The organism is Micromonospora globbae, assembly GCF_003610785.1.
In the GTDB taxonomy this organism is placed as follows: domain Bacteria; phylum Actinomycetota; class Actinomycetes; order Mycobacteriales; family Micromonosporaceae; genus Micromonospora; species Micromonospora globbae.
Map to the genome: position 1 here is coordinate 39,910 of NZ_RAQQ01000005.1, position 13,802 is coordinate 53,711.

The 13,802-nt window shown below is 75.4% G+C and carries 13 protein-coding genes; 7 read left to right on the forward strand and 6 right to left on the reverse strand.

Annotated features, from left to right (window positions below; translation table 11 throughout):
• The first annotated feature begins 106 nt into the window (after positions 1–106).
• Positions 107–1,255: an acyl-CoA dehydrogenase family protein gene (locus D7I43_RS08145; protein WP_120327807.1), complete on the forward strand. Its 1,149-nt coding sequence runs from the start codon at positions 107–109 to the stop codon at positions 1,253–1,255.
• The gene (locus tag D7I43_RS08150) at positions 1,245–2,396 is read left to right on the forward strand and encodes a CaiB/BaiF CoA transferase family protein (RefSeq protein WP_120327808.1); all 1,152 of its coding nucleotides are present in this window, start codon (positions 1,245–1,247) and stop codon (positions 2,394–2,396) included. The genes D7I43_RS08145 and D7I43_RS08150 overlap by 11 nt, the downstream gene beginning before the upstream one ends.
• Positions 2,397–2,588: 192 nt before the next feature.
• On the opposite strand, the gene D7I43_RS08155 is transcribed toward D7I43_RS08150, so the two are convergent.
• Positions 2,589–3,983 (reverse strand): cation:dicarboxylate symporter family transporter, encoded by a 1,395-nt coding sequence (locus tag D7I43_RS08155; protein ID WP_120327809.1) that lies wholly within the window; start codon positions 3,981–3,983, stop codon positions 2,589–2,591.
• 104 nt (positions 3,984–4,087) lie between these two features.
• Here D7I43_RS08155 and D7I43_RS08160 point away from each other — a divergent pair, with 104 nt between their 5' ends.
• Together D7I43_RS08160 and D7I43_RS08165 are read left to right on the forward strand one after the other, a co-directional pair.
• Positions 4,088–5,695, forward strand: a complete 1,608-nt coding sequence (locus D7I43_RS08160) for a sensor histidine kinase (RefSeq protein ID WP_120327810.1) — start codon at positions 4,088–4,090, stop codon at positions 5,693–5,695.
• The gene (locus tag D7I43_RS08165; protein ID WP_120327811.1) at positions 5,692–6,375 is read left to right on the forward strand and encodes a response regulator; all 684 of its coding nucleotides are present in this window, start codon (positions 5,692–5,694) and stop codon (positions 6,373–6,375) included. The genes D7I43_RS08160 and D7I43_RS08165 overlap by 4 nt, the downstream gene beginning before the upstream one ends.
• 73 nt (positions 6,376–6,448) lie before the next feature.
• On the opposite strand, the gene D7I43_RS08170 is transcribed toward D7I43_RS08165, so the two are convergent.
• Genes D7I43_RS08170 through D7I43_RS08180 form a run of 3 tightly spaced genes read right to left on the reverse strand, consistent with a single transcriptional unit; the run spans position 6,449 to position 8,105 of the window.
• Positions 6,449–6,838: a hypothetical protein gene (locus tag D7I43_RS08170; RefSeq protein ID WP_204985172.1), complete on the reverse strand. Its 390-nt coding sequence runs from the start codon at positions 6,836–6,838 to the stop codon at positions 6,449–6,451.
• Positions 6,835–7,659, reverse strand: a complete 825-nt coding sequence (locus D7I43_RS08175) for a cytochrome c oxidase assembly protein (protein ID WP_204985173.1) — start codon at positions 7,657–7,659, stop codon at positions 6,835–6,837. The genes D7I43_RS08170 and D7I43_RS08175 overlap by 4 nt, the downstream gene beginning before the upstream one ends.
• Before the next feature lie 2 nt (positions 7,660–7,661).
• Positions 7,662–8,105 (reverse strand): DUF2243 domain-containing protein, encoded by a 444-nt coding sequence (locus tag D7I43_RS08180; RefSeq protein ID WP_120327814.1) that lies wholly within the window; start codon positions 8,103–8,105, stop codon positions 7,662–7,664.
• A 156-nt stretch (positions 8,106–8,261) separates the two neighbouring features.
• Here D7I43_RS08180 and D7I43_RS08185 point away from each other — a divergent pair, with 156 nt between their 5' ends.
• Genes D7I43_RS08185 through D7I43_RS08195 form a run of 3 tightly spaced genes read left to right on the forward strand, consistent with a single transcriptional unit; the run spans position 8,262 to position 11,374 of the window.
• Positions 8,262–9,506: a DUF2786 domain-containing protein gene (locus tag D7I43_RS08185; RefSeq protein ID WP_120327815.1), complete on the forward strand. Its 1,245-nt coding sequence runs from the start codon at positions 8,262–8,264 to the stop codon at positions 9,504–9,506.
• 48 nt (positions 9,507–9,554) lie between these two features.
• Positions 9,555–10,118: a YciI family protein gene (locus tag D7I43_RS33530; protein WP_240032858.1), complete on the forward strand. Its 564-nt coding sequence runs from the start codon at positions 9,555–9,557 to the stop codon at positions 10,116–10,118.
• A 38-nt stretch (positions 10,119–10,156) separates the two neighbouring features.
• Positions 10,157–11,374 carry an RNA polymerase sigma factor gene (locus D7I43_RS08195; RefSeq protein ID WP_120328060.1) on the forward strand — a complete coding sequence of 406 codons (1,218 nt, stop codon included), beginning with the start codon at positions 10,157–10,159 and terminating at the stop codon, positions 11,372–11,374.
• A 193-nt stretch (positions 11,375–11,567) separates the two neighbouring features.
• Here the strand turns inward: D7I43_RS08195 and D7I43_RS08200 are convergent, their stop codons facing one another.
• Together D7I43_RS08200 and D7I43_RS08205 are read right to left on the reverse strand one after the other, a co-directional pair.
• On the reverse strand, positions 11,568–13,103 hold the full coding sequence (locus tag D7I43_RS08200) for an alpha/beta hydrolase (protein ID WP_120327817.1): 1,536 nt from the start codon (positions 13,101–13,103) through the stop codon (positions 11,568–11,570).
• A 124-nt stretch (positions 13,104–13,227) separates the two neighbouring features.
• Positions 13,228–13,722 carry a hypothetical protein gene (locus tag D7I43_RS08205; RefSeq protein ID WP_120327818.1) on the reverse strand — a complete coding sequence of 165 codons (495 nt, stop codon included), beginning with the start codon at positions 13,720–13,722 and terminating at the stop codon, positions 13,228–13,230.
• Positions 13,723–13,802: the final 80 nt, after the last annotated feature.

Here is a 13,802-nt window from a genome sequence, read left to right on the forward strand (position 1 = left end):
GCCCCCGTCCCGGGGCTCCCGGGGCGAAACCCCGACGCTCCGCCGCCCCTTTCGGAGCTGATCGAGGGCTGTTGACACGCCGGTGACCGGGCACGAGGGTGGGGCCATGCCGACGCCCCACCCCTGGCGCAAGCCGGAGCACGACGACCTGGCCGACCTGGCCCGCACCTTCTTCACGAAGGAGGTGCTGCCGCACACCGAGCGGCTGCTCGCGCAGGGCCACCCCGACCGGGAGCACTACCGCCGCGCCGGCGAGCTGGGCCTACTCGGCCTCTCCGTCCCCGAGCAGTACGGCGGCGGGGGCGGCGACTTCACCCACGAGGCGGTGCTGCTCCACGAACAGGCGTACGCCGGGGAGACCAGCCTCGGCCTGGCCGTGCACAGCGGCATCGTGACCGGCTACCTGGTGGCGTACGGCACCGAGGAGCAGAAGCGCCGGTGGTTGCCCGGCCTGTGCAGTGGCGAGCTGGTCGGCGCGATCGCGATGACCGAGCCCGACGGCGGCTCGGACCTCCAGGCGATGCGTACCCGTGCGGTCCGCGACGGCGACGACTACGTGATCAGCGGCGCGAAGACGTTCATCACCAACGGCGGGCTGGCCGACCTGGTCATCGTGGCCGCGAAGACCGACCCGGAGCAGCGCGCCGCCGGGATCTCGCTGCTCGTCTGCGAGGTCGGCGACGCGCCGGAGGGCTTCCGCCGGGGCCGGCTGCTCTCCAAGATCGGTCTGCACGCCAACGACACCGCCGAGCTGTTCTTCGACGGGCTCCGGGTGCCGGCGGCGAACCTGCTGGGCGGCGCCGAGGGCCTCGGCTTCGTGCAGCTCATGCAGCAGCTCCCGCAGGAGCGGCTGGTGATCGGGATCGGCGCGGTCGCCGCCATGGAGCGAGCCGTCGAGCTGACCGTGGCGTACGCCAAGGAGCGGACGGCGTTCGGCAAGCCGCTGCTCGGGCACCAGAACACCCGCATGGTGCTCGCCGAGTGCGCCACCCGGGCCCGGGCCAGCCGGGTCTTCCTGGACGACTGCGTCGCCCGGCACGCGCGCGGCGACCTCGACGTGGCCACGGCCGCCATGGCGAAGTACTGGCTCACCGAGGGGCAGTGCGAGGTCGTCGACCGCTGCCTGCAACTGTTCGGCGGCTACGGCTACACCACCGAGTACCCCATCGCGCGCATGTACGCCGACGCCCGCGCCCAGAAGATCTACGGCGGGACCAACGAGATCATGAAGGAGCTGATCGCCCGTGCCCTCTGAGGCGGGCACCTCCCGTCCACGGTCCGGGGGCCCGCTGGCGGGCGTACGCGTGGTGGAGCTGGCGAGCCTCGCGCCGGCGCCGTTCGGCTGCATGGTCCTCGCCGACCTCGGCGCCGACGTGCTCCGGGTGGACCGGCCCGGTGGCCCCGCCGCCGGGCGCCTGGCCGCCCCGGCGGGCGGGCCGTTGCAGCGCGGCCGGCGGGTCACCCAGCTGGACCTGAAGTCGCCGGAGGGCGTGGCCGACCTGCTGCGTCTCGTGGAGCGTGCGGACGTGCTGGTCGAGGCGTACCGGCCGGGGGTGGCCGAGCGGCTGGGCCTCGGGCCGGAGGTCTGCCGGGCCCGCAACCCGCGCCTCGTGTACGCGCGGATGACCGGCTGGGGTCAGGACGGGCCGCTGGCGGCACGGGCCGGTCACGACATCGACTACATCGCGGTGGCCGGCGCGCTGGAGCCGCTGGGCCGCGCCGGGGAGCGCCCGCACGCCCCGCTGAACCTGCTCGGCGACTTCGCCGGGGGCGGGATGCTGCTCGCCGTCGGGGTGCTGGCCGCGTTGCTGGAGCGGGAACGCTCCGGTGTCGGGCAGGTGGTGGACGCCGCCATGGTGGACGGTTCGGCGCTGCTCACCGCGTTCCTGCACGGGATGATGGGCAGCGGCCTCTGGCCCGCGCCCCGGGGGCGGAACCTCCTCGACGGCGGCGCACCGTTCTACGACACGTACCGCACCGCCGACGGCGGTTTCATGGCGGTCGGCGCGCTGGAACCGGCCTTCTACACGGCCCTGCTCACCGGCCTCGGGCTGGCCGACGATCCCGACCTGCCGCCCCAGTACGACCCGGCCGGCTGGGACGAGTTGCGCCGCCGGTTCGCCGAACGGTTCGGGAGCCGGACGCGCGACGAGTGGACCGCTGTCTTCGCCGACCTCGACGCGTGCGTGGCGCCGGTGCTCGCCCCCACCGAGGCGCACCGGCACCCGCACAACGCCGCCCGGGGCACGTTCGTCGAGGTCGGCGGGCAGATCCAGCCGGCGCCGGCGCCCCGGTTCGACCGTACGCCGGCACCGCCCCCGCGCCCCGCGCCCGATCCGGACCGGGACGTGCTGCCCGTGTCGTCCGTGCTGGAGAGCTGGCCGGCCCGCCCCTGACGGCGGCCGTGCGGACGCCGGCGCCGCCGGCGTCGCCCGTGGTCGGGAGCCGACCGGCCCGCCCGTGCTCACGCCGGCGCCGCCGGCGTCGTCCATGCCCTGACCGGCCCGTGCGGACGCCGGTGCTGCCGGCGGCACCGGGACCGTGCCGCCGGCAGCGGACGGCGGGGGCGCTGGCGCCCCCGCCGCCGGTCAGCGCCCGCCCGTGCCGACCTTCTCGGCCGGCTCCGCGCCCGCCGGCTGTTCCGGCTCGGGATCGGGCCCGTCGTGGTGCTCGTCGAGCATGGTGGCCTCGTCGAACGGCCGTTCGCCGGAGAGGACCGCGAGAGCCTGTTCCCGGTCGAACTCGCCGGTCCAGCGGCCGATGAGGACGGTGGCCACCGCGTTGCCGGCGAAGTTGGTGAGCGCGCGCGCCTCGGACATGAACCGGTCGATGCCCACGATGAGGCCGACGCCGTCGACCAGGTCCGGCCGGTGCGACTGGAGGCCGCCCGCGAGGGTGGCGAGGCCGGCGCCGGTGATGCCGGCGGCGCCCTTGGACGCGATGATCATGAAGACGAGCAGCGAGACCTGCTCACCCACGGAGAGCGGGTCGCCCATGGCGGCGGCGATGAACAACGAGGCCATCGTCAGGTAGATGGCGGTGCCGTCGAGGTTGAAGGAGTACCCGGTGGGCACCGTGATGCCGACGACCGGCCGGCTGACCCCGACGTGCTCCATCTTCGCGATGAGCCGCGGCAGCGCGGACTCCGACGACGACGTGGACACGATCAGCAGGAACTCCCGACCCAGGTACCGCAGCAGCGAGAAGATCGAGATCCGGGCCACGAACCAGAGCAGCGCGCCGAGCACCACCAGTACGAAGATCAGGCAGGTGGCGTAGAAGCCGAGCATGATCTGGGCGAGGCTCTTCAGCGCGTCCACCCCGGTCGCGCCGACCACGGCGGCGATGGCGCCGAAGGCGCCGATGGGCGCCAGCCACATGACCATGGTGAGGATCTTGAAGACCAGGCGCTGGGCGATGCCGACGGCCCGCAGCACGGGCTCGCCCCGGCTGCCCATCCCCTGCACGGCGAACCCGACCAGGAGGGCGACCAGCAGGGTCTGGAGCACCTCGCCACCGGTGAGCGCCGACAGCAGCGAGGTCGGGATGATGCCGAGCAGGAAGTCGACGGTCCCCTCGCTCTCGGCGCCCGCGGCCTTCTGGCCCGCCTCGGCCAGCTCGCTGCTCAGCTGGAGCCCGCTCCCGGGGTGGATCACGTTGCCGACCACCAGGCCGATGGCCAGCGCGACGGTCGACATGACCAGGAAGTAGCCCAGCGCCAGTCCGCCGACCTTGCCCACCTTGGCGGCCTGCCGTACGGAGCCGACGCCGAGCACGATGGTGCAGAAGATGACCGGGCTGATCATCATCTTGATCAGCGCGACGAAGCCGGTGCCCAGGGGCTTGAGTTCCTGCGCCGCGTCGGGGGCCACGAAGCCGAGGACGATGCCCGCCAGGACGGCGACGATCACCGCGAGATAGAGGAGGTGGGTGCGGTCCCGCCGGGGCCGCGCAGCCGGTGTGCTGGTGGTGGGGGTCTGCATGGCAGAGACTGTGGCGCAGGTCTCAACCGGAATCAGCCTTGCGTTCATTCTGTTCACCGGACCTGTACGCCGGCCGTGCCGCACGCCCGCCACGACGAGGAGACATGACCCGACGGAAGTGGAGCATCGCGGGGCAGCTGTTCGCCCTCCAGGTCGTCGTGGTCACGCTGCTGGTGGCGGCGGCCACCGTGGGCGTCGCGCTGGTCGCCCGTGCCGACGCGCGGCACGCGGCCCGCGAGGAGGTGCTGTCCGTCGCCGAGACCGTGGCCCGGTCACCCGAGGTGGCCGTGGCGTTGCGTTCCGCCGACCCGTCCGCCACCCTCCAGCCGTACGCGGAGTCGATCCGGCTCGCCACACGGACCGACTTCGTGGTGGTCATGGCCCCGGACCGGACCCGCTACTCGCACACCGACCCGGCCCAGATCGGCCGCCCGTTCATCGGCGAGATCGCACCGGCCCTGGCCGGGCGACCCTTCACCGTCATCAACACGGGAACGCTCGGCGAGTCGGTCCGTGCCGTGGTCCCGGTCCGCGCCGCCGACGGCACGGTGATCGGGTTGGTGTCGGTCGGCATCACCACCGAGGCGATCAACCGGGAACTGCTCGCGAGGTCGCCCGTGCTCATCGCCGCCACCGCCGCCGCGCTGGCCCTGGCCGCCGCCGGCTCCTGGCTGCTCAGCCGCCGGCTGCGGCGGCAGACCCACGGGCTCGGCCCGGAGCAGATGACCCGGATGTACGAGTACTACGACGCGGTCCTGCACTCGGTGGGCGAGGGTCTCGTGGTGATCGGCCCGGACCGGCGGATCGCGTTGATCAACGACGAGGGCCGCCGCCTGCTGGGGCTGTCCGCCGACGCGCCGCTGGTCGACCGGCCGGTGGCCGAGGTCGACCTCCCCGCCGCCCTGGCCGACCTCATCACGGCCGGTCAGCCCGCTCGGGACGAGCTGATCCTGACGGCGGACCGCGCCCTGGTGGCCAACCTGCGGCCCACCGGCAGCGGCGGGCGGGCCATGGGCACGGTGCTCACCCTGCGCGACCACACCGACCTGCGGGCCCTGACGAGTGAGCTGGACTCGGTGCGAGGGCTCACCGAGGCGCTCCGGTCCCAGGCGCACGAGGCCGCGAACCGGCTGCACACCGTGCTCACCCTGGTCGAGCTGGGCCGTACCGAGGAGGCCGTCCGGCTCGCCACCGAGGAGCTGGCGCTCGCCCAGCAGCTCACCGACCAGGTCGTCGGTGCCATCGCCGAACCGGCGCTCGCCGCGCTGCTGCTCGGCAAGTCGGCGCAGGCCGCCGAACGCGGCGTCGAGCTGACCGTCGACCCGGCCTCCCGGCTCGACGTCGGCGCGCTGCCGGCGGGGGATCTGCTCACCGTCGTGGGCAACCTCGTCGACAACGCGCTGGAGGCCGTCGCCGCCGGGGAACCGCCCCGACGGGTACGCGTCCACGTGGCCGAGGCCGACGGCGAGGTGCTGGTCGAGGTGACCGACAGCGGCGCCGGGCTGCCGCCCGAGCGGGTCGCCGACGCGTTCCGCCGGGGCTGGTCGACCAAGGCCAGCGGCCGGGGGCTGGGCCTGGCCCTGGTCGGCCAGGTGCTCGCCCGGCACGGCGGCCGGCACGAGGTGCACGCGGCCCCCGAGGGCGGGACGGTGTTCCGGGTCCGGCTGCCCGTGGCCCCGTCCGGCGCCGAGCGCGGCGAGGTGCCGGCGTGAGCGACGTCCGGGTGCTCGTCGTCGAGGACGAGGAGCTGATCGCCGAGGCGCACCGCGCGTACACGGAACGGGTGACCGGATTCCGGGTGGTCGGGGTGGCGCGCACCGCGCGGGACGCGCTGCGGGCGCTGCGGCGTACCGGAGACGACGCCGTCGACCTGGTGCTGCTCGACCTGCACCTGCCCGACATGCCCGGTCTGGACCTGTGCCGGGCGATGCGGGCGGCGGGCAACGACGCGGACGTGCTGGCCGTCACCTCGGCCCGCGACCTCGCCATGGTCCGTGCCGCGGTGGCCCTCGGCGTGACCCACTACCTGCTCAAGCCGTTCACGTTCGCCGCGTTCCGGGACAAGCTCGAACGCTACGCCGAATACCGGCGGCAGACCTCGGCCGGCGGGGCGGTCGCCGCCCAGCACGAGGTGGACCGGATGCTCGCCACCCTGCGCGGCACCGCGCCGGGCACACTGCCGAAGGGGCTCGTCGCGCCGACCCTCGACGCCGTGCTGGACGTGCTGCGCCGCCGGCCCGGGCTCTCCGCCTCCGAGGTCGCCGAACACACCGGGATGTCCCGCGTCACCGCCCGGCGCTACCTGGAACACCTCGCCGACACCGGCCGGGTGACCCGGAACCCGCGCTACGGCACGCCCGGACGCCCCGAGGTGGAGTACCGGCCCACCTGACGGCCGGTCGCGCCGCCGGCCTGCCCGTGGCGGCCATCGCGGGCCGGGGCGCGGAGGTCGACCGACGGCGGAATCAGGCCCGCCGCGGCTGACCCGTCCGGTCCCGGCCGAGCAGCCACCGCCAGCGCGGCACCTCCAGCACCACGGTCAGTCCAGCCAGGGCGGTCACCACCGCCGCGACCGGCGCCGGCCAGGCCAGCCAGGACGACACCACCGCCGCCACGAGCTGGAGCAGCACGAGACCGACGGTGACCGGGCCCGGAGCGGGCACCATCACCCGCGGCTTGTCGCCGGGTGTCGCGAAGACGGTGGGCAGGCCGACGAGGACGACGACCGAGGCGACCGCCAGCGCCACCGAGTGCGGCGCGAGCGCCCACGGCGTGGCCACCCAGGCGACCAGTTCGGTGACGAAACGCAGGGCGGACGCGGCACCCGGACGGTTCGGCGAGGTCGGCGCGGTCACGCCCGCCAGTATTCCCCGGCATGATCATGGGAGGCCAGTCGGCCGATCGGCCGGGTGTGGGGCGGGGTGCCGGCCCGGCCGCCGGCCCGCGGAGCCCTTCGGCGGTACCAGGCGGCGAAGAGCGCGGTGGCGAGCAGCAGTTCGGCGAGGTCGCCGCCGTAGTACATGAGGCGGGCGGCCTCGCGCAGCGCGGCGACGTCCCGCCCGTCGAGACCCGGCGGGAGCGTGTCGGCGCGGGCGTAGAGGTACTTGGCGAGCACCGCGTGCCCGGCCGCCGCGACGAACAGGGCGCCGGCGCGTACCGGCAGGCCGGGGCGCCGGGGCGCCGGGTCGGGGCCGGCGACCGACCAGGCGAACAGGTACCCGGCGAGCAGGTAGTGCAGGTGCAGCCCGTGGTGCAGCCACCGGTGGCTCTCCGCCGCGGCGTACAGCGGGGTGAGCAGGACGAGGTAGAGCCCGCCCGTGCCGAGCAGCACCGCCGTGGCGGGATGGCCGAGCAGGTGCACCGGGCGGGAGCGCAGCAGGCGCCCCACGGCGCGGCGTACCGGCGGGCGCGCGACGCGCAGCAGCAGCGTCACCGGGGCGCCGAACACCAGCGCGACGGGGGCCAGCATCCCGAGCAGCAGGTGCTGGGCCATGTGGCCGCTCGGACCGGGCGGCAACAGGGCCGGCGGGCCCAGGGCGGCCGCCAGCAGGGCGCAGCCGGCGAGCCAGGCCGCGGTCCGCCGGCGGCGCCAGCCGCGCCGGTCGCGGGAGACCCCGAAGAGGTACGCGGACGCCAGGAGGGCGACGGCCGCCAGCGGCAGCGGGTCCGCGCCCACGGTCACGGGGTGCCGGCCGGGCGGGACCAGGCCCGCCAGGTGAGCGCCGCGCCGGCGAGCAGGAGTACGGCGCCCGCCACGTTCCACACCACGTCGTACGGCAGCAGGTGCACCCCGTACCGGATCTGGTGCAGCCGCAGCACCTTGTGGTCCACGATCCCGTCGAAGAGCTGGAACGCGCCGGCACCGAGCAGGAACCCGCCCCAGGCGGACCGTGCGGCCAGCACGCCCCGGCGGCGCAGGTCGGCGAACCAGAAGAAGCCGCCGACCAGGGCCAGCAGTTCGGCCGCGTGCAGCAGCCCGTCGGAGAGCAGCGCCACCGACGGGGTGGACCGGTCGTAGAAGTGGTGCCAGCCGAGCACCTGGTGGAAGACGATCTCGTCCACGGCGGCCATCACCGCGACCCCGATCACCGCACCGGCCGCCGTCGACCGCCGATCGTCCATCGCGTACCCGCCTCACCTCGCGTTCGGTCCCGGACTACCCCGAACGGGACGGGACATGCTCAGAGGGCACGTTCGGACTCCCGCTCCGACGCCGGCGGCCGGGCGGGGCATGATCCTGGTGGCGGCACCGGGCCGCCGCCGAGGAGGGACCACGCCGTGCCGGACGCCGACGAGTTGATCGCCGACGCGCTCGCGGCGGCCCGCGGCAGCGACGTACGCCTCGCGGAGCGGCAGCTGGACCGGCTCGTGGTGGGCACCGGCGCCGCGGACGGCGCGGCGGACGTGGACGCCGCGCTCCTGCGGCGCCTCGCCCGCGACGTGGGTCAGCTCTGGCCGCGCGGCTGGCAGCCGGCCGACCTGGCGCGCATCGCGCAGCGCCGCCTCGGCCCCCGGGCGGCCGGGCTGCTGCGGGACGCGATGGCCGCGCAGCGACGTGACCTGCCCGAGCCGGTCCCGGCGTGGTGGGACGACCAGTTGCGGGACCTGGACGCCCGGGTGTGGTGGGACGACGACCGGCACCTCGCCGCCTGGGCGCGGCGGGAGGGCGTGGACCGGGTGACCGCGCTACGGGAGGCGGTCGACGCGCTGGCGCTCGTGGCGGGGCTGCCGCCGATCGCCGTGCTGCGTCCACCACCGGGGGCGACGGCGACCGCCCAGCCGGCCCGCCTCGGCGCCGGTGGCAGCGGCTCCCGGATCCTCGACCGGGTGCGGGCGCTGCTGGCGAAGGCGGAGTCGACGACGTTCCCGGCCGAGGCCGAGGCGCTGACCGGCAAGGCCCAGGAGCTGATCGCCCGGCACAGCCTCGACGAGGCACTGCTGGCGGCCGGGGCGCCGCGCGACGAGCTGCCCGGCGGCGTGCGACTCGGCACCGACGCCCCGTACGCCGGCGCGAAGGCGCTGCTGGTGCAGGAGGTGGCGGCGGCGAACCGCTGCGAGTCGGTGTGGTCCGAGGAGCTCGGCTTCGCCACCGTGCTGGGCTGGCCGGCCGACCTGGAAGCGGTCGAGTTGCTCTACACGTCGCTGCTCGTGCAGGCCACCGCCGCGATGCTGCGTGGCCGGGGCGAGCGCCGCGCGGCGACCGGCGGGCGGCGGACGCGCGGCTACGACGAGTCCTTCCTGAACGCGTTCGCGCTGCGGATCGGGGAGCGGCTGCGCGCGGCCACCGAGGCCGCGGACCGGCAGGCCGCGGAGGAGTCCGGCGGGGAGCGCCTGCTTCCGGTGCTCGCCGCGCGGAGCGACGCGGTCCGGGAGCGGATGGAGGTGTTCTTCCCGGGGGTCACCCGGCAGCGGCTGACCATCCGGGACGCGGAGGGCTGGGCGTCCGGCACGTCGGCCGCCGACCGGGCGTCCCTCGACGGGCGGCCGACCCGGCAGGTCCCGAGCCGGCGCCGCCGCCGCTGACCCACCGCCCCGCCGCCACCCCGTGGATCATGCACTGTGATGCCCGGTATGAGCACCGTCAAGGCTTTTGTCGCCCACCGCAACCGCGTGATCGACGAGGAACCGGCGCCGGGCGGCCGTGGCACCGCCCTGTCGGCGCGACATTTCTGGGATCTTCTTTCGGGCGGGTGTAGGGAACGGGGCGTCGGCTCCGACCCCTGGGTGAGCCGCCCCCACCGGGTGCGGCCAGGACACGAGGAGCAGACCGTGAAGTACATGCTGTTGATCTGGAACCGGCCCGGTTTCGTCGAGGAGCTGTCCGAGCAGGAGCGCGTCGCCCTCTTCGGCGAGGTCGACGAGATCATGAAGGAGCTCACCGAGTCCGGGGAGCTGATCGGCGGGCAGGCGCTGGCCGACCCGTCGCAGACGCGGACGATCCGGCTGGGCGGTGGGCACCCCGAGGTCGTCGACGGGCCGTTCATGGAGAGCAAGGAGCAGTTCGCCGGGTACGTGGCCGTCGACTGCGACACCCCGGAGCGGGCCGTGGAGATCGCGCGGCGCTGGCCGGACGTGCGCTACGGCGGCGTCATGGAGGTCCGGCCGATCATGGACGAGGCCGGGACGGAGATGTGAGCGACGGGTCGCGCGAGGTCGAGGAGCTGCTGCGCGTCATGGCGCCGCAGGTCCTCGGCCTGCTCGTCCGCCGGCACGGCCAGTTCGACCTCTGCGAGGACGCGGTCCAGGAGGCGCTGCTCGCCGCCGCCCTCCAGTGGCCGGAGCAGGGGGTGCCGGACAACCCCCGAGCATGGCTGCTCACCGTGGCGACCCGGCGGCTCACCGACGAGTGGCGCAGCGAGCGCGCCCGGCGGGACCGCGAGGTCGCGGTGGCCGTACGCGAGCCGGCGGCGGTGGCGCCCCCGGCGGACGCGGAGCCCCCGGTCGGCGACGACACGCTGCGCCTGCTGTTCCTGTGCTGCCACCCCGCGCTGGCCCGGTCGGCGCAGGTGGCGCTGACCCTGCGGGCCGTGGGCGGCCTCAGCACGGCGCAGATCGCCCGGGCGTACCTGGTCCCCGAGGCGACGATGAGCCAGCGGATCCGGCGGGCCAAGCAGCGGATCGAGGCGACGGGGGCGCGGTTCACCATGCCGTCGCCGGCCGAGCGGGACCAGCGGCTGGGCGCCGTGCTCCAGGTGCTCTACCTGATCTTCAACGAGGGGTACACCGCCTCCAGCGGGCCCGACCTGCACCGCGCCGAACTGACCGGCGAGGCCATCCGGTTGACCCGGATGCTGCACACGCTCCTCCCCCACGAGGGCGAGGTGAGCGGACTGCTCGCGCTCATGCTGCTCACCGACGCGCACCGGGCCGCCCGGGTCGGGCCGGGCGGGGAACTGGTGCCCCTGGCCGAGCAGGACCGCACCCTGTGGGACGCGGCCGCCATCGACGAGGGGGTCGCCCTCGTCACCGAGTCGCTGACCTGGTCGGCGCCCGGCCCGTACCAGCTCCAGGCGGCGATCGCCGCGGTCCACGCGGAGGCGCCCTCGGCCGCCGAGACCGACTGGCCGCAGATCCTCGCGCTCTACCGGCTGCTCGCGAGGATCGCGCCCAACCCGATGGTCACCCTGAACCAGGCGGTCGCGGTGGCCATGGTGGACGGTCCCCGGGCGGGACTCGCCCTGCTCGCGCCGCTCGCCGAGGACGCGCGTACGGCCGGGCACCACCGGGTCGACGCCGTCCGCGCCCATCTGCTGGAGCTGGCCGGCGAGCCCGGGCCGGCGCGGAAGGCGTACCTGGCCGCGGCGCGGGCCACCACGAGCCTCCCCGAACAGCGCTACCTCGAACTGCGGGCCGCCCGGCTCGCCGCCGAAGCGACGGCGGCCGATCCATGAGTACGGTGACCAGCTACGTGGCCGTGCCGCGCTGACCGGTCGTGCCCGGCGGCCGGACATGCCGGCCGGCCGCACCTGCCGGCGCCGGGCCGTCGCAGGCTGGGCCGGACGTGCCTGCGTCCGGCGCCGGAGGTGGCGCCGCACGTGCCGGCGCCCGGCCGTCGGACGGGGACGCCCGGGAGCCGGCACCGGCTCAGGAGGTGAGATCCACCGCGGGGCACCGGGTGCCCCGGGCCGGTGCCACGCCGCCGACGAGGTACCGGTCCACGACCGCTTCCATGCAGGGACTCGTCGTGTAGCTGCCGTGTCCCGAACCCTCGTACGTCACGAGCACACCGTGCCGGCCGATCTGCCGCGCGACGTTGGTCGCCCACTCGTAGCCGCTGGCCGGGTCGTGCCGGGTGGCGGCCAGGAGCAACGGCACGTCGGTGCGTACCTTCAGGCGGTGCTGCGGGTTCGCGACCGTCGGCGTGCCCAGGCAGGTCGAGACCGCGAAGACCGCCTGCGGATACCGCAGGTCGGGGGCGAGGCGGGTGAGCCGGCGCAGGTGCTTCGCGTACTCCCGGTGGTCGCGCACCGGCAGCGACCAGTCCTGGCAGAAGACCGCGAAGGGGTACGGGGTGGCCTGGTCCTCTGCACCGGTCACGGGCGCCGCCGGGTGAGCCGCCGTCGCGGCGGACGCCACCGGGGCGACGGCGGCGGCCGGGGAGGCCGGGGAGGCCGGGGCGACGGCGGCGGCCGGGGCGGTCGCCATGGTGGCGATGTCGTCGGCGAGCCCGGGCCAGTCCGGGCCGTAGAGCGCCCGTTGCGCGAGCCGGCTGAGCAGGTACGGCGTCAGCCGCGTTCCGGGCCGGTCGGGGTCGGTGAGGTCACCGCGCTCGGCGCGGGCCCGCAGGCCCGCCCAGACCTCACGGACGTCCTGCCCGTGCAGGGCGCACCGGGTGGCCGCCGCGCACCAGGCCACGAACTCGTCGAACGAGTCCTGGGCGGCGACGGCCTGGGTGTCCAGGAAGGACCGGGTGCCGAGGCTGTGGTCGACCACGCTCTCCAGCACCATGGCGCGTACCCGGTGGGGGAACAGCTCGGCGTACTGGAGCCCGAGCAGCGTGCCGTACGAGCTGCCGTGGAAGGTCAGCCGGGATTCCCCCAGCGCGGCCCGGACGGCGTCCAGGTCCCGCGCCGCGCTCCGGGTGTCGACGGGGTCGAAGAGCGGGCCGGTCCGGGCGCGGCAGTCGGCCCGCAGCAGCGCGTTGTTCTCGATCGTGGCCGCGAACTGCGCCTGGTCGGCGATCACGTGCGGCTGTGCGGCGAGCAGGTCGGTGGCGCACCGGACGGGGTTGCTGCCGCCGACGCCGCGCGGGTCGAAACTGACGATGTCGAAGCGACGCCGCAGGTCGTCGCTGAAGCGGTGCATGCCGGTCAGCACCCGCTGCACACCGCTGTCGCCCGGACCTCCCGGACCGAACACCAGCGAGCCGACCCGGGCCGCCGGGTCCGTGGCGGCGCGCCGGGCCAGCGCCAGCGTGAACCGCTCACCGTCCGGCTCGTCCCAGTCGACCGGCAACGACAGCGTCCCGCACTCGGCGGTCGGGTCCGCCGCACAGCGCTGCCAGGAGATCGTCCACTCGCGGTGCGGTCCGGCCGCCTCTGCCGCGGGCGCGGCGGGGCCGACCAGCGCGACGGCCATCGCGGCCACCGCCGCCCAGCCGGCGAATCTGCGTGTCCACATGCCGAGGGAAGCTAGCCGCGTCGATCCATGGTGCACAGAGCCGCCGGCGCGGTCGAGGGGGAAGTGGGGGTTGGCACCCAGGGGTGGCGGACGTGCGTCACGGGGCCACCTCAGGGACGCGTCCTCAGGGGCGGCACTCCCGCATGAGGGTGGCCGGGATCCTCGTGAAGGTGCTGTCCAGCCAGGCGGCCGGGCGCTGGGCGCGGGCGCCCGCGTCGATCCGGTCCGCGGTGTCACCGAGCAGCGCCCGGACCTCCTGGTCCTGCGCGCGGCGGGCCTGTGCGCGTACGTCGTCGGCGAGGTCGCCGAGGGTCCGCCGGAGCTGGGCGCTGATCTGCTCGCCGGTCAGCTCGCGCTCGGTCGCCGCGGTCGAGTCCGCGGCGATCTTCCGGCTGGCGGCGATGACGAGCCGGTCGACGGCCTGACACACCTCGACGGTGTTGGCCGCCGTGACCGGTGAGGGGCTGGTGGTGGGCGTCGACGCGGCACCGGTCGTGGGCGCGGCGGGTGTGGTGGGTGCGGGTCCGCCCGTCTCCGTCCCGGACGTCTGGCAGCCGGTGAGCAGCGCCAGCGCGGCCGCCGCGGCGGCCCACCGGACGATCGACGTGGGCTGGGACATGCTGTCTCCCGTTCCGTGGTCGGCGTCCCCGTCCGCGCGTCACCCCGACCTGCCAAACGATCGCGCGGTGGGCCGGGACA